Here is a 21,190-nt window from a genome sequence, read left to right on the forward strand (position 1 = left end):
GGAAGGCGCCGTCCGCACCCGCCCCCCTCGCCTCCTGGGACGGCGCCTTCCAGCGCCTGGACCGGGCGCTGCACGCCTACCACAAGGTCGCGGTCCGGCCGCTGCGCCGGGCCGCGCTGAGATCCTGTGCGCGCTGGATCGTCGAGCGGCAGGAGAACGACGGCTGCTGGGGCGGCATCCAGCCGCCCGCCGTGTACTCCCTGATCGCCCTGCACCTCCTCGGCTACGACCTCGACCACCCCGTGATGCGCGCCGGTCTTGACTCCCTGGACCGCTTCGCGGTGTGGCGGGAGGACGGCAGCCGGATGATCGAGGCCTGCCAGTCACCGGTCTGGGACACCTGTCTGGCCACCATCGCGCTCGTCGACGCCGGGCTGGCCCCGGACCACCCCGCGCTGATCAAGGCCGCGGACTGGATGCTCGACGAGCAGGTCACCCGGCCGGGCGACTGGTCGGTGCGGCGCCCCGGGCTGCCCTCCGGGGGCTGGGCGTTCGAATTCGATAACGACAACTACCCCGACACCGACGACACCGCCGAGGTCATCCTGGCGCTGCGCCGGGTGAGCCACCCCGACCCCGAACGGGTCGAGGCCGCGGTGCGGCTCGGGACGCGCTGGACGCTCGGCATGCAGTCCAGCGACGGCGCGTGGGGCGCCTTCGACGTCGACAACACCAGCCGACTGCCCAACCGGCTGCCGTTCTGCGACTTCGGGGAGGTCATCGACCCGCCGTCGGCCGATGTCACCGCGCATGTCGTCGAAATGCTCGCCCATGAGGGCAGGGCCCAGGACCCGGCCGCCCGGCGCGGCGTCGCCTGGCTGCTGGCCGAGCAGGAGGCCGACGGGTCCTGGTTCGGCCGCTGGGGGACGAACTACGTCTACGGCACCGGCTCCGTCGTCCCGGCGCTGGTGGCCGCAGGGGTCCCCGGCTCCCACCCGGCGATCCGCCGCGCCATCCGCTGGCTGGAGCAGGTCCAGAACGAGGACGGCGGCTGGGGCGAGGACCAGCGCTCCTACCCCGACCGGCAGTGGGCCGGACGAGGCGCCTCCGCCGCCTCGCAGACCGCATGGGCGCTGCTGGCCCTGCTGGCGGCGGGGGAGCGGGAGAGCAAGGCGGTCGAGCGCGGGGTCACCTGGCTCGCCGAGACGCAAGGAGACGACGGGTCCTGGGACGAGCCGTACTTCACCGGCACCGGCTTCCCCTGGGACTTCTCCATCAACTACCACCTGTACCGGCAGGTCTTCCCGGTCACCGCGCTGGGACGGTACGTCAACGGCGAGCCGGCCGTGGCGCGGCCGCGGAGGTCCTGATGGGCGAGGGCCAGGCGCCGCTGCTGATCGCCTGCGCGCTCGGCATCGAGCGGTTCGCCCTGCGCCGCGGCGACTTCGGCGAGGCCGCCGGGCCGGTGACCGTTCTGCGCACCGGCATGGGGCCGCTGGCCGCCGAGCGCGCGGTGACCCGTGCGCTCGGCGAGACCGGCGCGGGCGCGGCCCGAGCCGCCGTCATCGCCACCGGCTTCTGCGCCGGACTGGCCCCCGGGATGCATCCGGGCGACCTGGTGGTGGCCGAGGAGACCCGGGACGGTACGGGCCGCACGCCGTGCACCGGCACCGCGGTCCTCGCCGACGCGCTCACCCGACTGGCGCGGGCCGGACCCGGGCGCAGCACCGTCCACACCGGCCCGCTCGTCGGCTCCGACCATGTCGTACGCGGCGCTGAGCGGGCCCGGCTGCACGCCACCGGCGCGATCGCGGTGGACATGGAGTCGGCCGCGACGCTCCGCAGCGCCGTGGCGGCCGGGGTACGCCCGGTTGCGGCCGTACGAGTGATCGTGGACGCTCCTGAACATGAACTCGTCCGTATCGGAACACTGCGCGGGGGAATATCTGCTTTCCGCGTACTACGCACCATCCTTCCTGCCTTCTTTACCTGGCACCGTTCTTCGCTGCTCCCAGGAGGTGAGCTAGATGGCCATGCCGCTCCGACAGACCATCCGGGTTGCGACGTATCTCTTCGACCAGAAAGTGATCAAGCGTCGTGACAAGTTTCCGCTGATTGTCGAGCTCGAGCCGTTGTACGCCTGCAATCTGAAGTGCGAGGGATGCGGAAAGATCCAGCATCCCGCCGGCGTGCTCAAGCAGCGGATGCCGGTCGCCCAGGCGGTGGGCGCGGTGCTGGAGTCCGGTGCCCCGATGGTGTCCATCGCGGGCGGTGAGCCCCTGATGCATCCGCAGATCGACGAAATCGTGCGGCAGCTGGTGGAGCGCCGGAAATACGTCTTCCTGTGCACCAACGCCCTGCTGCTGCGCAAGAAGATTCACAAGTTCAAGCCTTCCCCGTATTTCGCGTTCGCGGTGCACATCGACGGGCTCCGCGAGCGGCATGACGAGTCGGTCGCCAAGGAGGGGGTGTTCGACGAGGCGGTCGAGGCCATCAAGGAGGCGCAGCGGCGCGGCTTCCGGGTGACCACCAATTCCACCTTCTTCAACACCGACACCCCGCAGACTGTCGTCGAAGTGCTCAACTTCCTCAACGACGAGCTCAAGGTGGACGAGATGATGATTTCGCCCGCCTACGCCTACGAAAAGGCGCCCGACCAGGAACACTTCCTCGGGGTCGAGCAGACCCGCGAGCTGTTCAAGAAGGCCTTCGCGGGAGGCAACCGGCGGCGCTGGCGCTTCAACCACAGCCCGCTCTTCCTGGACTTCCTGGAGGGCAAGGCCGACTTCCCCTGCACCGCATGGGGAATCCCCAACTATTCGCTCTTCGGCTGGCAGCGCCCCTGCTATCTGATGGCCGACGGATACGTTCCCACCTACCGTCAGCTCATCGAGGAGACCGACTGGGAGAAGTACGGCCGCGGCAAGGACCCGCGCTGCGACAACTGCATGGCCCACTGCGGCTATGAGCCGACCGCCGTCCTGGCCACGATGGGCTCCCTCAAGGAGTCGCTGCGCGCGGCCCGCGAGACGGCCTCCGGAAGTCGCGGGTGACGTGATGACGTCAGCGGGGATTGATCTGGGACTTCCCGCGATGCCGCCCCGACCGCCCGCGGCGCGCCGCCTGTCGCGGCGGCTGCGGGTCGGGTCGGTGGCGGTGGGCGGGGATGCGCCGGTGTCGGTGCAGTCGATGACGACGACGGTGACGGCGGATATCGGGGCGACGCTGCAGCAGATCGCGGAGCTGACGGCGTCGGGGTGCCAGATCGTACGGGTGGCGTGTCCGTCGCAGGATGATGCGGATGCGTTGCCGGTGATCGCGAAGAAGTCGCAGATTCCGGTGATCGCGGATATTCATTTCCAGCCGAAGTATGTGTTCGCGGCGATTGATGCCGGGTGTGCGGCGGTGCGGGTGAATCCGGGGAACATCCGGCAGTTCGACGACAAGGTGAAGGAGATCGCGAAGGCCGCGTCGGATGCGGGCACCCCGATCCGGATCGGGGTGAACGCGGGGTCGTTGGACAAGCGGCTGCTGGAGAAGTACGGCAAGGCGACGCCGGAGGCGTTGGTGGAGTCGGCGTTGTGGGAGTGCTCGCTGTTCGAGGAGCACGGGTTCCGGGATATCAAGATCTCGGTGAAGCACAACGACCCGGTCGTGATGATCAACGCGTACAAGCAGCTGGCGGAGCGGTGCGACTACCCGCTGCACCTCGGCGTCACCGAGGCGGGCCCGGCGTTCCAGGGGACGATCAAGTCGGCGGTCGCGTTCGGCGCGCTGTTGAGCGAGGGGATCGGGGACACGATCCGGGTGTCGCTGTCGGCGCCTCCCGTGGAGGAGATCAAGGTCGGCATCCAGATCCTGGAGTCGCTGAATCTGCGGCAGCGGCGGCTGGAGATCGTGTCGTGTCCGTCGTGTGGTCGGGCGCAGGTGGATGTGTACAAGCTGGCGGATGAGGTCACGGCGGGTCTGCAGGGCATGGAGGTGCCGCTGCGGGTCGCCGTGATGGGGTGTGTGGTCAACGGCCCCGGTGAGGCGCGTGAGGCGGATCTCGGGGTGGCCTCGGGCAACGGCAAGGGTCAGATCTTCGTCAAGGGCGAGGTGATCAAGACCGTGCCCGAGTCGAAGATCGTGGAGACCCTGATCGACGAGGCCATGAAGATCGCCGAGCAGTTGGAGAAGGACGGGGCCCCTTCGGGCATCCCCGAGGTCACCGTGAGCTGATCTACGCACATACGCAAGGAGGGGATCCGCGCATGCCACTACTGGAGCGCGTCGGGGGCCCGCGTGACCTCAAGGCACTGACCGAGGGACAGCTGGCCGAACTGGCGGCGGAGATCCGTCAGTTCCTGATCAACGCGGTGGCGAGAACCGGCGGGCACCTGGGCCCCAACCTGGGTGTCGTCGAGCTGTCCATAGCACTCCACCGCGTCTTCGACTCGCCCGTGGACCGCATCCTGTGGGACACCGGGCACCAGTCCTACGTCCATAAACTGCTCACCGGCCGCAAGGACTTCTCCAAGCTCCGCGGCAAGGGCGGGCTGTCCGGCTACCCGTCGCGCGCCGAGTCCGAGCACGACATCATCGAGAACAGCCACGCCTCCACCGTCCTGGGCTGGGCCGACGGCCTGGCCAAGGCCAACGAGGTGCTCCGCCGCACCGACCGGCATGTTGTCGCGGTCATCGGCGACGGCGCGCTGACCGGCGGTATGGCCTGGGAAGCGCTCAACAACATCGCCGCCGCCCGGGACCGCCCGCTGACCATCGTCGTCAACGACAACGAGCGCTCGTACGCGCCCACCATCGGCGGCCTCGCCAACCACCTGGCCACCCTGCGCACCACCGACGGCTATGAGCGCTTCCTGGCCTGGGGCAAAGACGTACTGCAGCGCACGCCCGTGGTCGGCCAGCCGCTCTACGAGTCGCTGCACGGCGCCAAGAAGGGCTTCAAGGATGCCTTCGCGCCACAGGGCATGTTCGAGGACCTGGGCCTGAAGTACGTCGGCCCCATCGACGGACACGACATCGCGGCCGTCGAATCCGCCCTGCGCCGCGCCCGGCGGTTCCACGGCCCGGTCCTCGTCCACTGCCTGACCGAGAAGGGCCGCGGCTACCGGCCCGCGCTGGAGGACGAGGCCGACCGCTTCCATACGGTCGGCGCCATGGACCCGCTGACCTGCGCGCCCCTCGCACCCTCCGGCGGCCGCTCATGGACCTCGGTGTTCGGCGAGGAGATGGTACGGATCGGCGCCGAGCGCCCCGATGTGGTGGCGCTCACCGCCGCGATGCTGGATCCGGTCGGCCTGACCGAGTTCGCCCAGGCGTATCCGCGGCGGGTGTGGGACGTCGGCATCGCCGAGCAGCATGCCGCGGTCTCCGCCGCCGGTCTCGCCACCGGCGGGCTGCATCCGGTCTTCGCCGTCTACGCCACCTTCCTCAACCGGGCCTTCGACCAGCTGCTGATGGACGTCGCGCTGCACAAGTGCGGGGTGACCTTCGTCCTGGACCGCGCAGGCGTCACCGGCACCGACGGGCCCAGCCACAACGGCATGTGGGACATGTCCGTCCTCCAGGTCGTGCCGGGCCTGCGGGTCGCCGCCCCGCGCGACGCGGACCAGCTGCGCGCCCAGCTGCGCGAGGCGCTGGACGTGGCCGACGCGCCGACCGTCATCCGCTTCCCCAAGGAGTCGGTGGGCGAGCCGATCCCGGCGCTCGGCCGCGTCGGCGGCATGGATGTGCTGCGGCACGGCGGGCCCGAACCGGCCGACCAGGGCGGCGGCGGTGATGTGCTGCTGGTCGTGGCCGGGGTGATGGCCCAGGTCGGGCTGGTGGCGGCCGAGCTGCTGGCCGAGCGCGGCATCGGCTGCACGGTCGTCGACCCGCGCTGGGTCAAGCCCGTCGACCCCGCCCTGCCCGGGCTGGCGGCGCGCCACCGCGCCGTGGCCGTCATCGAGGACAACAGCCGCACCGGCGGGGTGGGGGCGGCGGTGGCGCAGGCGCTGCGCGACGCCGAGGTGGATCTGCCGGTGCGCACCTTCGGCATCCCCGAGGCGTTCCTGGCGCACGCCAAGCGCGGGGAGGTGCTGGCCGACATCGGGCTCACCCCGGCCGAGATCGCGGGCCGGATCGGCGCGGCCCTGGCCCGTATCGACGCATCCGCCGCCGTTCCCGTCACCACTGCCCCGGGCGCCGGGCGGCGCGCGGCCACCGCCCGGCCGGTCCCGCCCGCGGCCCGCAAGGAGAAGGACGCATGACAGCAGCCGAGCAGGGATCGGGCTTCGACCTGGACAAGCTTCTGGCCGAGCGCGGGTCCGAGCGGTACGACCTGCACACCAGGCACCTCAACCACCAGCTGCCGCGCATGCTGCACACCATCGGCTTCGACAAGGTCTACGAGCGGGCCGAGGGCGCGTACTTCTGGGACGACGAGGGCCAGGACTACCTCGATATGCTCGCCGGCTTCGGGGTGATGGGCCTGGGCCGCCACCACCCGGTCGTCCGTAAGGCACTGCACGACGTCCTGGACGCCCAGCTGGCCGATCTGACCCGCTTCGACTGCCAGCCGCTGCCCGGTCTGCTCGCCGAGAAGCTGCTCGGCCACGCCCCGCACCTGGACCGGGTCTTCTTCGGCAACAGCGGCACGGAGGCGGTGGAGACCGCCTTGAAGTTCGCCCGGTACGCGACGGGCAAACCGCGCGTGCTGTACTGCGCGCACGCCTTCCACGGCCTGACGACCGGTTCGCTGTCGGTCAACGGAGAGGACTCCTTCCGCAAGGGGTTCGCGCCGCTGCTGCCGGACACGGCCATTCCGCTCGGCGATCTGGCCGCGCTGGAGCGGGAGCTTCGGCGCGGCGATGTGGCCGGGTTGGTGGTCGAGCCGATCCAGGGCAAGGGGGTCCACGAGACCCCGCCCGGCTTTCTGCGCGCCGCCCAGGAACTGCTGCACAAGCACAAGGCGCTGCTCATCGCCGACGAAGTGCAGACGGGGCTCGGCCGGACCGGCACCTTCTTCGCATATCAGCATGAGTCGGGCGTGGAGCCGGATCTGGTGTGCGTGGCCAAGGCCCTGTCGGGCGGGTATGTGCCCGTCGGCGCGACGCTCGGCAAGGACTGGATCTTCAAGCGCGTCTATTCGTCGATGGACCGGGTGCTGGTCCACTCGGCGAGCTTCGGCGCCAACGCGCAGGCGATGGCGGCGGGTCTGGCCGTCCTCGCGGTCATGGAGGACGAGAAGGTCGTCGAGAACGCCCGGCACACCGGCGAACTGCTGCGCAGCCGCCTCGCCGCCCTGGTGGACCGCTATGAGCTGCTGTACGAGGTGCGCGGGCGCGGGCTGATGATCGGCATCGAGTTCGGGAAGCCGGCCTCGCTGGGGCTGCGCAGCCGCTGGGCGATGCTCCAGGCGGCCCGTAAGGGGCTGTTCGCGCAGATGGTGGTCGTACCGCTGCTGCAGCGCCACCGCATCCTCACCCAGGTCTCCGGCGACCATCTGGAGGTCATCAAGCTGATTCCGCCGCTGATCATCGGGGAGCGGGAAGTGGACCGCTTCGTCGAGGCGTTCACGGCCGTCATGGACGACGCGCACGGGGGCGGCGGGCTGATGTGGGACTTCGGGCGGACGCTCGTCAAGCAGGCGATGGCCCACCGCTGACCGCCCTTGCCCGAGCCCCTGGGCGAGGTACTTCTCGGTGTCGCCCCAGGTCTCCTCGATGGCCGCGAAGGCGGTCGCCAGATACTCGGCGCGGGCGTCGAAGAGCGGCGCCAGCAGCGCCATGACCTCGGGGGACTTCCCGTCCTCGGCGTGTGAGGCGCGCCACACCTTATAGCGGCGGTGGGCGGCGGCCGACTCCAGGTAGTCGGCCTCGATGGCGTCCCGTTCCACACCGAGGGCCAGCAGAGTCACCGCGATCGACAGACCTGCGCGGTCCTTGCCGGCCGAACAGTGCATCAGCGCGGGCGAAGCGCCGTCCGAGAGTTCGTCGAGCACCCGGCGGTGCTCGGCGGTCCGGGTGGTGATGATCAACCGGTACGAGTCGATCATCCGCTGTGCCGCCCGCCCCTCGCCCAGCATCTCGCGCAGCGTGGCCAGATCGCCCTCGCGGACCATGGTCCAGAACCCGGCGCCGTCGGCCGGGTCGGACAGCGGGAGGTTGACGGTCCGCACACCCGGGAGCGCCACATCCGGGCCCTCGAGCTTGACGTCGGCGGAGTTGCGGAAGTCGAAGACGGTGTGCAGCCCGAGCGAGTCGAGGAACGCGGCGTCGGTGTCGGTGGCATGCGCCAGATGGCCGCTGCGGAACAGTACGCCACGCCCCACGTGTCGCCCGTCGACGGTCGGCAGACCGCCCACGTCCCGGAAGTTGCGCACCCCGGTGAGCTCGGGCTCGGTCGACGGAACCTGCGGCGTCTGCTGCGTCACGGGCGCTCCTTCGGCTCGGCCGCCGGCGCCGCTCGTCGGCGAGGCGGACTGTGCTGACCATACGACATGCGGATACGAGGGCGACCAGGTCGCCATTGGCCCGGTGGAGGGGCGCCCCGGGGCATTGCGCGCCGGGTGCGCTACCCCGATGATGTTCTGGTCTGTGTGGAATTGGGGAGAGTGATGATCGAAATCGGTGGTAGCGGTCGGGTCTGGCTGCTGTCGGGGCGGCGCAGCAGCTATGCGCTGCACCTCACGGAGAACGACGAGTTGCTTCACCTCCACTGGGGCCCGCGCATCGCGCTCCCCGACGCGGAAGCGCTTGCGCTTAGGTCCGTCCCCCCTTCATGGGGATTCGAATCACCCCTGGACGGGCGCGAAGAATTCCCCGTGGAAGGCGGGCCCCGCTTCGTACGCCCCGCCCTGTCGGTGCGGTCGCAGGGCGTCAGGGGCACCGAGTGGCGCTTCGAGCGGGGCGAGGTGACCGACGCCGGGGCGGAGCTGCAGCTCCATTTCCACGACCCGCTGCACCACCTCGCGCTCACCCTCCACTACCGGATGCGCGACGACTTCGACGTGGTCGAGCGCTGGACCACCGCGGCCCACGCGGGCGGCCCGGACGACACCCCCCTGGAGCTGCTGCGCATCGACTCCGCCGCCTGGTCCCTCCCGGCGCGCGACCGCTGGCGGCTGACCCATCTGTACGGGCGCTGGGCCGCCGAGAGCCGGCTGGTGCGCGCCGACCTCACGCCCGGCGAGAAGGTCCTCGGCAGTCGCCGCGGCCACACCAGCCATCAGCATCTGCCCTGGATAGCCCTGGACGGCGGCGAGGCCACCGAAGAACACGGCGAGGTGCACAGCTGCGCCCTCGCCTGGTCCGGGTCCTGGCGGATCGCCGTGCAACAGCTGCCCATCGGCGCCGTACAGGCGGTCGGCGGCGTCGGGCACGACGACTCGGGCCAGCTGAGCCTGGCCCCCGGCGAGTCCTTCACCACGCCCGTCTTCGCGGGCCTGTGGACCGACGGCGGGTTCGGCGCCGCCAGCCGCGCCTGGCACGCCTGGCAGCTGGCCCAGGTGATCCCCGGCGCGGACCGGCACCGGCCGGTGCTCTACAACTCCTGGGAGGCCACGTTCTTCGACGTCAGCGAGGAGCAGCAGCGCAAACTCGCCCGCCGCGCCGCCGAGATGGGCGTGGAGCTGTTCGTCGTCGACGACGGCTGGTTCGGGGCGCGCACCAACGACCGCGCCGGCCTCGGCGACTGGACCCCCAACCCCGACCGCTTCCCCGGCGGACTGAAGCCCCTCGCGGACGAGGTGCACGCGCTGGGCATGCAGTTCGGCATCTGGGTCGAGCCCGAGATGGTCAACGCCGACAGCGATCTGTACCGGGCCCACCCCGACTGGGTGCAGCACCACCCCGGCCGCACCCGCACCGAGTTCCGCAACCAGCTGGTGCTCAACCTCGCCAGGCCCGACGTACGCGAGCACCTGTGGGAGCGGCTGGACACCCTGCTTTCCAGCGCCCCCATCGACTATGTGAAATGGGACTTCAACCGGTCCTTCTCGGATGCCGGGTGGCCCGGTGACCCGTACCCCCAGCGGCTGTGGATCGAGCATGTGCGAGGGCTGTACGAGCTCCTGGGGCGGCTGCGGGCCGCGCATCCGGGTGTCGCCTTCGAATCCTGCTCGGGCGGCGGCGGCCGGATCGACCTGGGCGTCCTCTCGCTCACCGACCAGGTGTGGACCTCGGACAACACCGACCCGCTGGACCGGCTGGCCATCCAGCACGGCTTCAGCCAGCTGCACCCGGCCCGCGTCATGGCCGCCTGGGTCACCGACACCCCCAACGCCATGGGCAGCAAGCGCATCACCTCGCTGCGCTTCCGCTTCATCAGCGCGATGGCCGGGGTGCTGGGGGTCGGCGGCGACCTGAGCCGGTGGAGCGAGGAAGAACTCGCCGAGGCGCGCGACTGGGTGGCCCTCTACAAGCGCATCCGGCCCGTCGTCCAGCACGGCGAGCTGTACCGGCTCCGGCCGCCGGGGGACGGCGGGCTCAGCGCGGTGCAGTACGTACGCGGCGAGGAGACCGTGGTGCTGGCGTGGCTGCACGCCCAGACCCTCGGCGAGCGGCAGCCCGCGCTGCGGCTGCGCGGGCTCGACCCCGAGAGCCGGTACGAGGACCTGGAGACCGGAGAGGTCCACCGGGGGGCCGTGCTCAGCCACCACGGCCTCGAAACCGGGCTCCGTCACGACCTGGACGCCGCCGTATTCCGCCTTCGGCAAATCTGACCAGGTGGGATAGATCACTCCCCGTCAACCCCTCCTTACGGTGGCGTAGGTCACTCACCAGGGTGGAGGATGTCGGGACGTGGCAGACGATGCGAAGAGACTCAACAGCGGAGTGATCGGGTCCTACGCCGCCATCGGGGACAGCTTCACCGAGGGCGTCGGCGACCCGGATCCCGAAGGCGTTTTCATCGGCTGGGCGGACCGGCTGGCCGCCCTGCTCTCCGACCGACATTCCGGAGCCGGGCCCATCGGCGGCCCGGCTCCGGCCGACTTCCGCTACGCCAACCTCGCCGTACGCGGCCGGCTCCTCGACCAGATCGTCGAGGAGCAGGTCCCGCGCGCGATCGAGCTCGGCCCCGATCTGGTGACCTTCTGCGGCGGCGGGAACGACATCCTGCGGCCCGGCAGCGACCCCGACGACGTCGCCGAGCGCTACGAGGCGGCCGTGGGCCGGCTCACCTCCCACGTCGGCACGGTGCTGCTGTGCACCGGGTTCGACCCGCGCGGCGTCCCGGTGCTGCGCCATCTGCGCGGCAAGGCCGCCACGTACACGGCCCATGTGCGCGCGATCGCCGACCGGTACCGGTGCCCGGTGCTCGACCTGTGGTCGCTGCGCTCCGTACAGGACCGGCGGGCCTGGAGCGAGGACCGGCTGCATCTGTCGCCCGACGGACACACCCGGGTCGCGCTGCGCGCCGCCAAGGTGCTCGGCCTCGACGTACCGGCCGACCCGGACCAGCCGTGGCCGCCGGAGGGGCCGCGCTCGGCCGCCGAGGTGCGGCGGGCCAATATTCACTGGGCGCGCGAATACGCGGTGCCCTGGATCGGCCGACGGCTGCGCGGGGAGTCGTCGGGGGACCATGTGGAGCCCAAGCGGCCGGATCTGCTGCCGCTGCGGCCCTGAAGGCTCCCCGAGCCAAGTCCGGGAGAGTCCGTAGACCCCCGAAGATCCCTCGAGGGGAAGCGCAGAGAAACAGCGCGGAGAATCGGCGAACTCGAAGCGGGTCGTGCCGGAGGGGCCTAAGCTAGATAGGCCCACACGGCGCGGCCCGTGCCATTGGCGTCCGGTCTCACGCCCCATGCCTCGGACAGGGCCTCGACGAGCATCAGCCCGCGTCCGCCCTCTTGGTCGACGCTCACCGACCGGGCCTGTGGCTCCGTGCGTGCGCACCCTTGGTCAGCCACTTCCAACCGCAAGCGCTTGCCCATGAGCTGCATGGTGCACCGTACCTCCTCGCTGGAGGTGTGGCGCACGGCGTTGGTGAAGAGCTCGGAGACGACCAACTCGGCGTTGTCGCACATCTCCTGCCTGGCGCCCCATGAGCACAGCCGCAGCACGACCAGCCTTCTCGCCTCCGCGACGGAAGTGCTCAGTGCCGGAAGACGAAACGCGTCCTGCAGGCACGGAGCGGAGAGCGAGCCGCTGCGCCCTAACCGGAGAGCCTCATAGGAAGGAGCCACGCCGACACTATGCTCTGCGCCACTCGCGTATGGCAAGGTTCAATCTGTAAATTGCAGAATCGAAGAGACAGTCTGTTGTAGAGGCTGAGCGCGTGCCAGACTGCTGTGATGTGAAGGTAGTTGGAGGGGGACGGTAGTGGCGGATGCGCGAGCGGGCGGCGCCCCGACCGTCCTGAGAGTCGTGCTCGGCAAGCGGCTGCAGGACCTCAGGGAGAAGGCCGGGCTGTCGTACGAGCGGGCGGGCCGAGCCCTCGACGTCACCCATGCCACGATCCGCCGGATGGAAAAGGCCGAGGTCGGCCTGAAGCTTCCGTACGTCGAGAAGCTGCTGCGCACCTACGGGGTCACCGACCCGGAGGAGGTCGAGGGGTTCCTCTCCCTCGCGCGCGAGGCCAACAAGCCCGGCTGGTGGCACCGCTTCCGGGATGTGCTGCCCGAGTGGTTCAACACGTTTGTCAGCCTGGAGGGCGAGGCCAATCTCATCCGGGCCTATGAGCCGCACTATGTCCCCGGGCTGCTGCAGACCGAGGACTACGCCCGTGCGGTGATGTGCGCCGGAATGCCGCATGCGGCCGATGCGGAGACCGAGCGCAATGTCGCCCTGCGGATGGAGCGGCAGGCCCTCCTCACCCGTCCCAACCCGCCGATGCTATGGGTGGTGATGGACGAAACGGTGCTCCGCCGTCCCATTGGCGGGCCCGAGGTCATGCGCGAGCAGATCACGCGGCTCATCGAAGCCGCGACGATGCCCAACATCAGGTTGCAGATCATGCCGTTCGACGCCGGGCCGCACCCGGCGATGTACGGCCCCTTCCATATCTTCCGGTTCCCGATTCAGGAGCTGCCGGACATCGCGTATACGGAGACGCTTGTCAGCGGTTCCTATTTCGACCAGCGCGATGACGTATCGGCGTTTCTGGAGGCCTTGGACCGGATGTGTGCGCAGGCCGCGCCTGCACAGACCACTCAGGCGATTCTGAGTGGCATTCGCAAGGAGATCTGATCGATGGATCGCATCTGCACGGACCGCGTCTACAGCGGAATGCCGGCGACCGACCTCGGTACCGAGGGCTGGCACAAGCCATGGAGCGGTGGCAACGGGGGAAGTTGCGTCGAGGCGATGAGGCTGAAGGACGGGCGAGTGGCGCTGCGCCAGTCCACGGATCCCGACGGACCTGCCCTCATCTATACGCATCTGGAGATGAAGCGGTTCATCCAGGGTGCGAAGGCCGGCGAAGCGGACTTCCTGCTCGCCTGACGCAGCCACGGGTCACAGGGGAGTGACCGCGGTAACCGCAAAAAAATGGAGAACGGTGTGACCGACCAAGGATTCTCCGTGCAGGAGATAGACACCAGCACGCCACATCCGGCCCGCATGTACGACTACTACCTCGGGGGCTGGGACAACTACGAGGTCGACCGCAGGGCGGCCGACCGCATTCTCGAAGCGACACCGACCGTCCGCGGCACCGCCCGCGCCAACCGGGAGTTTCTGCTCCGGGCCGTGCGCACCGTCGTCGGGGACGGGATACGGCAGATCATCGACATCGGGACCGGCATCCCGACGTCGCCGAACACCCATGAGGTTGCCCGGGAGATCGCGCCCGAAACCCGAGTGGTCTATATCGACAACGATCCGATCGTCGCCACGCACGCCGGCGCCAAGCTGACCAACGCGGGCGGCACCAGCTTCGCACTGGGGGACGTGCGCAAGCCCGCCGAGGTGCTTGACCGGCCCGCGGTGCGGGAGTTCATCGACTTCACCAAGCCGGTGGCGCTGCTGCTGGTCGCGGTGTTGCACTTCGTCAAGGACGAGGAGGACCCGGTCGGGATCCTCGCGACCCTCACCGAACGGCTGGTTCCGGGCAGCTGTCTGGTGATCAGCCACGGCACCCTGGACTTCACCGACCGAGCCGACGTCGCCGCGGAGGTGTACCGGAAGTCCGCGGCCAGCCTCAGCCTGCGCGGCCACGCCGAGATCCTGCCGTTCTTCGACGGGTTTCCGCTGCTGGAGCCAGGGTTGGTCCAGGTGCCGGCATGGCGGCCGGACGGCCGCTTACCGAAGCAGGGGAAGGGCGCCGACGTCGGCGTGTACGGCGGGGTGGGGCGTAAACCCTGAGCCCGTGCCGACGGCGGCCGGAATCCGCTCCAGCACCCCGCCCGCGAACACGTCGTACAGCGGCAGCGACTCCAGGTGCACATAGCCGATGTGGCAGTCGCAGACGGCGAGCGGGCAGGGGCGGGGCGCGAGGGCCGCGCGGTACGAGCCGTCGTAGAGGTTGCCCAGCTCCGTACGGACGAAATGGCAGCGGCGCACCGTGCCGTCGCCGTCCACCGAGATCACCGAAGCGCCGGTCCGGCACGGCAGACCGGCGCTTCGGTGCGGATGGCGGCTGTAGCCGAACAGCGGGTCGAGCGCGGTCCACTCGGCCGCTTCCTCGTCCGAATAGGTGCGCCCCTCGGCGGCGTTGACCCACAGATAGACCTGCTCGGGCAGATCGGCGCGCAGCTGCCGGGCGGGCTCCAGATGCTCGGGCAGACCGACGATGCCGACGCTGTGGCGCACCCCGAGCGCCGCCAGATCACGGCTCTTGGCCAGAAACCGGTCATACGGCGTCTGGCCCGGGTGGAAGGTGCACCACAGCGCCAGGGTGTCCAGATCGGCCTCCGCCATCCAGCCCGTACGGCAGCTCAGATTCGTCTGGATCGCCACCCGCGCGATATGCGGCAGCCGGCTGAGCTCGGTCAGCGCCCGGCGGTACCAGGAGCGCACCAGGCCCTCGCCCCACGGGGTGAACAGCACCGACAGCCGGTCGTCTGTGTTCGCCGCGGCCCACGCCGTGAAGCGCTCCAGGGCGGCCCGGTCGGCGCGCAGCTGCTCCGGGGTGTCGCGGCGCTTGGCGAACGGGCAGTACGGGCAGTCGTAGTCGCACGAGGCCAGCGGGCCTCGGTAGAGGATCGTCAGGTCCACGCCGCCCGCCTCACTTCAGGTCGTACTCGGCCATGGCGGCGCGCACCGCCGGGGAGAACAGCTCGGGCCCCAGCGCGTCGGAGTGCGCCAGCCCCTCGGGGGAGAGCCGCAGCAGACCGGCGGCGTCCGGATCCAGCCAGCCCCGCTCGGCGAACCGCGCCAGCTCGGCGGGGAAGTCCTCGGCCGGGTCGGTGCCGAACCGGGCCCGGTAGCCGGCGAGCGGCATCCCCTCCGCCTGGAGCACCGACTGCAGGAGGTGGCGCCGCCTGGCCTCGTCGGCGGTCATCGCGCGGCCCACCTCGGCGCGCGCGAAGTCGGCCGCGGGCCGGGCCGTGTAGTCGTCGATGATGCCGCGGATCTCCCGCATGTCCACCGCGTAGTCGAACGAGTAGTGCAGCGCCGAGGTGTACGAACGGGCGCCGCAGCCCAGCCCGACCATGCCGTCGGTCTGGCAGGCGTAGTCCTCCCCGCCGGTCCCGGGCGTATCCCGGCGGCGGAACATGCGCATCGACACCTGCTCATAGCCATGGGCGAGCAGATGGTCCCGGCCCGCCCGGTACAGCCGCAGCCGCTGGGCGTCCCACTCCGTGTCCGTGGCCGCCGCGTCGCGCCGCCCCAGGCCCGTCAGCGGGCGCACATACAGCGGATACAGATACAGCTCCTCGGGGCGCCAGGCCAGAGCGGCGTCCAGCGACTGCCGCCAACTCCGCTCGGTCTGCCCGTCGATGCCGTAGATCAGGTCGATGTTGAGCACGGGGATACCGGCCTCGCGGATCCGCCCCAGCGCCGCCTCGACATCCTCCCGGCGCTGCGGCCGCACCGCCGAGCGCGCCTCGGCGTCCACGAAGCTCTGCACCCCCAGGCTCAGCCGGGTGGTGCCGCGCTCGGCCAGCACGGCCAGCCGGTCCGCGGTGGCGGTGGCCGGGGAGGCCTCGACCGAGAGCGGAACGGCCGCCAGATCGGCCCCCATGCGCCGGCTCGCGATATCGCACAGCCGCTCCAGCTCCGCCGCCTCCAGGAAGGTCGGGGTGCCGCCGCCGAACGCGGCCGTGGCGAACCGGGCCCCGTCCCCGAGCGCATCGCGGACCGTGTCCGCCTGCCGCTCCAGGGCGTCCAGATAGGCACTCACCAGCCCCTCGGGGGCGCCGACGCGGGTGAAGAGATTGCAGAAGCCGCAGCGCACCTCGCAGAAGGGGATGTGCACATACAGCGACAGCGAGTCCTTGGGCTCGGCCGCCCACAGGTCGCGCAGCGAGGGGCGCGGATTCAGCGGGCGGTAGGCGGTCTTGTGCGGGTACGCGTAGACATACGACTGGTACGGGCGGACAGCGGGGGCGATGGTGACGGTAGTGGCGGTGGTGCTGGTGGTCATGAGGCCTCGAGGAAGAAGTGGGTGTACGGCACGGTCCAGACGACTTCATGGCCGAGCCGGTGGCCCGTATAGCCGTCGTCTCCGTACGCGGTGCCGTGGTCGGAGCAGACGATCGCGAAGCCGGGGCCGCGGTCGCCCAGCGCGGAGAAGAGCCGGCCGATGTGCCGGTCGACGTACTCCAGCGCGGCGGCGTGCGTGGCGCGCGAATCGCCCGCCTCGCGGGTCGCACCGGGCAGATGGAACCAGTTGGGCTGGTGCAGCGCCGAGACGTTGACAAAGAGGAACAGCCGCCGGTCCGGCGGCAGCCCGGCGATGACCTTCTCGGCGCAGGCGACCTGCGCCTCGAAGGAGGTGGGGGACGGAACGCCGAACTCCGGCTCCCAGTGGCTCTCCTGGAAGAGGCCGGGGAGCACCGAGCCCAGCGGGCCCCGCTTGTTGAAGAACCCCACCCCGCCCACACACACCGTGTGGTACCCGGCGGCCGCGAGCCCGGACACCAGGTCCGGGGTGTCGAAGACAAAGGTCCCCTCGGCGGTGGTCTCGCTGCCCGCGAAGCGGGCGGCGAACAGCCGCCGGTGCGGGCCCGGTGTGGCCGGGGTGGGCAGGAAACCGGCGAACATCGCCTGGTGCGAGGCGTAGGTGAAGCTGCCGGGCGCATGCCGCTTGTCCCACACGCCGCCGGGGAGCCGGCTCGCCAGATGGGGGATCCGGCCCTCGGCGGCCAGCTCGGCCGCCACGTCGTAGCGCAGCGTGTCCAGGGTGACCAGCAGCAGATCGTGGCTGCCCACGACCTCGTTCATATCCGGCTCAGCCAAGGGCATCGACGCCGCCCCCTCCCGCCACTTCTTCTACCGCCTTTGCTGCCACTCGTGCCGCCACTCGTACCGGCTCTCCTGCCGCCTCTCTCGCCGGGGGCTTGCGCCGCCGGAGCACGGTCGCGACCTGCGCGCCGTAGGTGTCCAGACCCTCCGCGCCGCTGCCGGGCAGACCGGTCAGCCGGGGCAGCAGATCTCCGAACGCGTTGACCTCGCCGACCGAGAAGCGCCGCCATCCGGTGCCCGGCAGCAGATCGACGCCGACGCACAGGGTGCCGGGGAAGCAGGCCGCCGCCCGCTCCGCCAGACCCAGCACCTCGCTCCAGAGCACCCCGGCCGCCTCCGCCGCGGCGCGGGCGGCGGCCAGATCGCCGCGGATTCCGCCGAGGTGGAGATTGGTCATGGGGGAGCGGCTGGTGCGCACCACGGCGTGGCTCGCCCGTCCGTCGACCACCACCACGCGCAGGTCGGCGGCGCGGCCGTGCTGTGCCGCCTTGGGCACCCAGCGCTCGATGTGCAGCCCGTCGGGGGCCAGTGTGTCGACGATCGCGGCGATCTCCGCCTCCGTCTCGTACCGGCGCACCCGCAGGGAGTTGAACAGCTGCCCGTCGGCCGTGCGCTCGACCGAGGTCGCGGCGCGCACCCGGCCGTGAGCGCCCCATTCGACGGCGAGCACCCCGGACGCGGACGAGCCGTGCGCGAGCTTCACAAAGGCGCGGCGCAGCCCGCCGGAGCCCGCCAGCAGCGCCCGTACGTCCTCCCAGCCGCGGACGGGCGGCGCCTGGGGCCCCGAGGTCGGCGACGGCGGCACCGGGACCCCGGCCTCGCTCAACACGCCGTGGCACAGCCGCTTGTCGAACATGACGGCCAGCTCGTCCGGGTCGTCCAGCGCCGCCGCGTCCGCCGCGCGGGCCGCCTCGGTGACCTGGCGCGCCGCGCCGGTGAACCGGGCGTACCAGTGGGCGGTGCCCTCGACGCGGGTCGGGTCGTCGGCGCCGCGCAGCAGCAGCTCGACGTCCTCGTCCTCACCCGGGGAGTCCAGCCGCACCGTCTCGCCCGGCTCGAACCGGGGCCTGCCGTCGTACAGCACCTCGCGCCAGGGCAGTACCCGGGGCGCGGGCAGGCCCGCCGCCAGCACGGCGTCCGCGAACATCTCCACCCGGCGGCCACCGGGGTTGCCGACTACGGCGAAGCGCACGTCATGGCGCACCTCATTCGGAGACGGCGACATAGCGGTGCTCCTCGTTGCTCTCGTCCCAGTCCCACCTCTCCGCCTGCTGCTGCTCCGAGAGGTTCACCTCGACCCCGCGCGGCTCCAGCGCGTCACGCATCCGCTGCGCCAGCTTCTCGCCCAGGTAGTGATGGCGGAGGTCGAGCAGCATGAGATGGGTCAGCGGCTGGCCGGCGAGCAGGGCCTCGGCCCCTGTGTCGGTCAGCGTGCCCATGGACAGGTCGAGGGAGGTGAGCTGGGCGACGATGGGGGCGGCGGCGACGGCGGCAGCCACCTCGTCCTGGATCTCGCTGTTCTGCAGGCCCAGATGGCGCAGTTCGGGGAAGCGGCCGCCGGCCAGCAGCGGGGCGAGGTCGGCGATGGTCGCGTCGCCGCCGTACTGGTCGACCCCCAGCCACAGCGCGAGGTGTTCCAGACGGGGGAGTTCGCTGTCACAGACGGCCCGGACGATCGAGGCGGGCAGACCGCCGGACTCGAACCGCAGCGTGCGCAGCCGCTCATGGCGCACGGGGCTGAAGGCCAGCTCCTCCTCCTCTCCCCCGTAGCCGCAGCCGCGCACCACGAACTCCTCGAGCAGCGGGTACGCCTCGACCACCGGCGTGACATCGGCCATCTGCAACCAGGACAGCTCGCACTGCTCGGCCGTCACATCGCCGATGAAGAGCGACCGCAGCGCCGGCAGGCGCCCGGCCGACTCCGTCAGGAGGTCGAGCACCGGCCGCACGGACTCGTATTCCCCATCGCCCCACCAGCCACCGATGACGATCGCACGGATCCGGTCCGCCGGGACGGTCTCCAGGAACTCCCGCCACAGCTGCTCGAAGGTCCGCTCCTCGTCGAAGTCGCTGGCCAGCCGCCAGGCGACGGCGTCAGCGGGCGGCAGGTCGGTCGCGTCGGTCCCGCATTCGGCGAAGTCGGTGACGGGGAGCCCCGCGAAGGACTCCAGGAGATCGCTGATCATGAGGAGGTGCGGTCCTTTCGGTCGTCGTGGTGCGCGGCTGTCGAGGGCTTGGGTAAGGGGGTCGTCATTCGGCGACCGCGGTGTAACGCCACACCTCGACCTCTCCGTCGTCCTCGTCCTCGTCCTCGTCGCCCTTCTCGGAGAGGTCGAGCTCCACGCCGGAGGGCTCCAGGGCCTCGCGCAACCGCTGCTCCATCGCCTCGGAGAAGAAGTTGTAGTGCAGGTCGAGGGCCTTGAGGTGGGTGAGCGGCTGGCCGCCGAGCAGGGCCTCGGCGCCCGCGTCGGTCAGTACGCCCATGGACAGGTCGAGGGAGGTGAGCTGGGCGACGACGGGGGCGGCGGCGACGGCGGTGGCTATCTCGTCCTGGATCTCGCTGTTCTGCAGGCCCAAGTGGCGCAGCTCGGGGAAGCGGCCCTCCGAGAGGAGCCCGCCGAGGTCCGCGACGGTCGCGTCGCCCCCGTACTGGCTCACCCCCAGCCACATCTCCAGCCGCTCCAGCGCGGGCAGTTCGCTGTCGCAGACGCCGCGCACCGCCGCGCTGGGCAGCCCGCCGCTCTCGAAGCGGAGCGTGTGCAGGTGCTCGTGGGTGACGGCGGGGAACACCAGTCCCGTGCCGCCGCGGATCTTCAGCTCCCGCAGCCGGGGGAAGGCGTCGAGGACCCGGGTGACGTCGGACTGCTGGATCCAGGAGATCTCGGCCTGCTCCGCGTCGATGTCGCCGATGAAGACCGCCTTGATGGAGGGCAGCCGGTCCTTGGCGGCGACGAGCGGCTCGATGACCGTGCTGGAGTCGTCCTCGTACGCCTCGCCCCATACGCCGAAGATCAGCGCGCGTACCCGGGAGGTGTCCACCGTGTCCAGGAACCGCTGGAAGCAGTCGGCGAAGTTGTGGTCCGGACCCGAGTCGCCGTACGGGTCGTAGGAGAGCCGCCATGCCACGGTCTCCGGCTCGGGCAGCTCCGGCACCTCGTCGGGCGCCGGGAAGTCGAAGGCCGGGAGGCCGTGCAGCGCGTCGTGGTTTTCGGCGTAGTCCATGCCGGGAGATCTCCTGATGCTTCGTGTGGGCGTGCCCGTTTCCGAAGGGCGTGCGAAGAGTTCTACCAAGCCCCACCGACAGCGGGGGCGGCGGGCGTTGTCGAAGCGTTGTCGGACCCTCCGCGTTGTCAGACCCTGCGCCTAACGTCGTGGACATCGACGGGCCCCGCACGAGCGGTGGGCCCCGGCGCCGCCGTGCGGTGGAAGGGGAGAAGCGCATGTACCGACAGGGAGATGTCCTGATCGTGCCGGTGGCCGAGGAGGCGCTGCCGGCGAACACCGAAGGGCTGTCGCGGCAGCCGCGGGACTCGCGGGGGCGGCTGGTGCTGGCGCTGGGCGAGGTGACCGGACACGCCCACGCGGTGGTCGGGCCGGGCACGCTGGTGCGCGAGTCGGGGCCCTTCGGCGTGTCGTATCTGCATCTGCCGGACGGCGGGCGGGTGGTGCACGAGGAACACGCGGCGATACCGCTGCCCAAGGGGTGGTACCGCGTGGTGCGGCAGCGGGAGTACGCGCCGGGCGCCGTGCGCGTGGTGGCGGACTGAGAACTGTGAACTGTGAACTGCGTCTGGGAAACGGGAGACGGAAACCATGAGCTCGATGACGACGGCATCGGACACCGCGGGTCCGGACAGTGCGGGTGCGGACGGTGCGGCGCTGAGCCTGGTCGAGCGGTGGCGGGCGGTGGCCGCGGCCAC

The 21,190-nt window shown here is 70.8% G+C and carries 19 protein-coding genes and 1 pseudogene; 12 read left to right on the top strand and 8 right to left on the bottom strand.

What is annotated here, in order from left to right:
• From shc to CCN51_RS00880, 6 genes are all read left to right on the top strand, one after another.
• On the top strand, positions 1-1,310 hold a 1,310-nt coding region (shc, locus tag CCN51_RS00855; protein ID WP_107425876.1), incomplete at its 5' end, for a squalene--hopene cyclase.
• On the top strand, positions 1,310-2,041 hold the full coding sequence (locus CCN51_RS00860; RefSeq protein ID WP_014175183.1) for a phosphorylase family protein: 732 nt from the start codon (positions 1,310-1,312) through the stop codon (positions 2,039-2,041). The genes shc and CCN51_RS00860, both read left to right, overlap by 1 nt.
• On the top strand, positions 1,968-2,993 hold the full coding sequence (hpnH, locus tag CCN51_RS00865; RefSeq protein WP_043486461.1) for an adenosyl-hopene transferase HpnH: 1,026 nt from the start codon (positions 1,968-1,970) through the stop codon (positions 2,991-2,993). The genes CCN51_RS00860 and hpnH overlap by 74 nt, the downstream gene beginning before the upstream one ends.
• 4 nt (positions 2,994-2,997) lie before the next feature.
• Entirely contained in the window at positions 2,998-4,161 is a 1,164-nt protein-coding gene (ispG, locus tag CCN51_RS00870) for a flavodoxin-dependent (E)-4-hydroxy-3-methylbut-2-enyl-diphosphate synthase (RefSeq protein ID WP_086859175.1), read from the top strand.
• A 32-nt stretch (positions 4,162-4,193) separates the two neighbouring features.
• Entirely contained in the window at positions 4,194-6,191 is a 1,998-nt protein-coding gene (gene dxs, locus CCN51_RS00875) for a 1-deoxy-D-xylulose-5-phosphate synthase (RefSeq protein WP_086859173.1), read from the top strand.
• Entirely contained in the window at positions 6,188-7,588 is a 1,401-nt protein-coding gene (locus CCN51_RS00880; protein WP_014175179.1) for an aspartate aminotransferase family protein, read from the top strand. Before dxs ends, CCN51_RS00880 begins: the two co-directional genes overlap by 4 nt.
• On the opposite strand, the pseudogene CCN51_RS00885 reads toward CCN51_RS00880, so the two are convergent.
• Positions 7,562-8,356, bottom strand: a pseudogene (locus tag CCN51_RS00885) (tyrosine-protein phosphatase); the annotation flags it as partial. The gene CCN51_RS00880 and the pseudogene CCN51_RS00885 overlap by 27 nt on opposite strands.
• Positions 8,357-8,539: 183 nt before the next feature.
• Between CCN51_RS00885 and CCN51_RS00890 the strand changes: the two are divergent.
• Together CCN51_RS00890 and CCN51_RS00895 are read left to right on the top strand one after the other, a co-directional pair.
• The gene (locus CCN51_RS00890) at positions 8,540-10,645 is read left to right on the top strand and encodes an alpha-galactosidase (RefSeq protein WP_043486459.1); all 2,106 of its coding nucleotides are present in this window, start codon (positions 8,540-8,542) and stop codon (positions 10,643-10,645) included.
• A gap of 79 nt (positions 10,646-10,724) precedes the next feature.
• Positions 10,725-11,549: an SGNH/GDSL hydrolase family protein gene (locus CCN51_RS00895; RefSeq protein WP_043486457.1), complete on the top strand. Its 825-nt coding sequence runs from the start codon at positions 10,725-10,727 to the stop codon at positions 11,547-11,549.
• 116 nt (positions 11,550-11,665) lie between these two features.
• Here the strand turns inward: CCN51_RS00895 and CCN51_RS00900 are convergent, their stop codons facing one another.
• Positions 11,666-12,106 (bottom strand): ATP-binding protein, encoded by a 441-nt coding sequence (locus CCN51_RS00900; RefSeq protein WP_238545334.1) that lies wholly within the window; start codon positions 12,104-12,106, stop codon positions 11,666-11,668.
• Positions 12,107-12,242: 136 nt separating this feature from the next.
• Between CCN51_RS00900 and CCN51_RS00905 the strand changes: the two genes are divergently transcribed.
• Genes CCN51_RS00905 through CCN51_RS00915 form a run of 3 tightly spaced genes read left to right on the top strand, consistent with a single transcriptional unit; the run spans position 12,243 to position 14,225 of the window.
• Entirely contained in the window at positions 12,243-13,109 is an 867-nt protein-coding gene (locus tag CCN51_RS00905; RefSeq protein ID WP_043486455.1) for a helix-turn-helix domain-containing protein, read from the top strand.
• 3 nt (positions 13,110-13,112) lie between these two features.
• Positions 13,113-13,364, top strand: a complete 252-nt coding sequence (locus tag CCN51_RS00910; protein ID WP_014175173.1) for a DUF397 domain-containing protein — start codon at positions 13,113-13,115, stop codon at positions 13,362-13,364.
• A 45-nt stretch (positions 13,365-13,409) separates the two neighbouring features.
• Positions 13,410-14,225 (top strand): SAM-dependent methyltransferase, encoded by an 816-nt coding sequence (locus CCN51_RS00915; protein WP_014175172.1) that lies wholly within the window; start codon positions 13,410-13,412, stop codon positions 14,223-14,225.
• Here CCN51_RS00915 and CCN51_RS00920 read toward each other — a convergent pair.
• The 6 genes from CCN51_RS00920 to CCN51_RS00945 all read right to left on the bottom strand — a co-directional run bounded on the left by CCN51_RS00920 (position 14,163) and on the right by CCN51_RS00945 (position 20,492).
• Positions 14,163-15,077, bottom strand: a complete 915-nt coding sequence (locus tag CCN51_RS00920; protein WP_014175171.1) for an STM4011 family radical SAM protein — start codon at positions 15,075-15,077, stop codon at positions 14,163-14,165. The two genes, CCN51_RS00915 and CCN51_RS00920, sit on opposite strands and share 63 nt — an antisense overlap.
• 10 nt (positions 15,078-15,087) lie before the next feature.
• Positions 15,088-16,449, bottom strand: coding sequence for an STM4012 family radical SAM protein (locus CCN51_RS00925; RefSeq protein WP_014175170.1), 1,362 nt, complete (start codon positions 16,447-16,449; stop codon positions 15,088-15,090).
• Positions 16,446-17,249, bottom strand: coding sequence for an STM4013/SEN3800 family hydrolase (locus CCN51_RS00930; RefSeq protein WP_014175169.1), 804 nt, complete (start codon positions 17,247-17,249; stop codon positions 16,446-16,448). Before CCN51_RS00930 ends, CCN51_RS00925 begins: the two co-directional genes overlap by 4 nt.
• A gap of 7 nt (positions 17,250-17,256) precedes the next feature.
• Positions 17,257-18,495, bottom strand: a complete 1,239-nt coding sequence (locus CCN51_RS00935; protein ID WP_014175168.1) for an STM4014 family protein — start codon at positions 18,493-18,495, stop codon at positions 17,257-17,259.
• Positions 18,476-19,456: an STM4015 family protein gene (locus tag CCN51_RS00940; RefSeq protein WP_014175167.1), complete on the bottom strand. Its 981-nt coding sequence runs from the start codon at positions 19,454-19,456 to the stop codon at positions 18,476-18,478. Before CCN51_RS00940 ends, CCN51_RS00935 begins: the two co-directional genes overlap by 20 nt.
• 64 nt (positions 19,457-19,520) lie before the next feature.
• Entirely contained in the window at positions 19,521-20,492 is a 972-nt protein-coding gene (locus CCN51_RS00945; protein WP_014175166.1) for an STM4015 family protein, read from the bottom strand.
• A gap of 218 nt (positions 20,493-20,710) precedes the next feature.
• Between CCN51_RS00945 and CCN51_RS00950 the strand changes: the two genes are divergently transcribed.
• A complete protein-coding gene (locus CCN51_RS00950; RefSeq protein WP_014175165.1) occupies positions 20,711-21,037 on the top strand; it encodes a hypothetical protein in 327 nt (108 codons plus the stop codon).
• Positions 21,038-21,190: the final 153 nt, after the last annotated feature.

The sequence above is a fragment of the Streptomyces milbemycinicus genome (assembly GCF_002154605.1).
Classification (GTDB): Bacteria; Actinomycetota; Actinomycetes; order Streptomycetales; family Streptomycetaceae; genus Streptomyces; species Streptomyces milbemycinicus.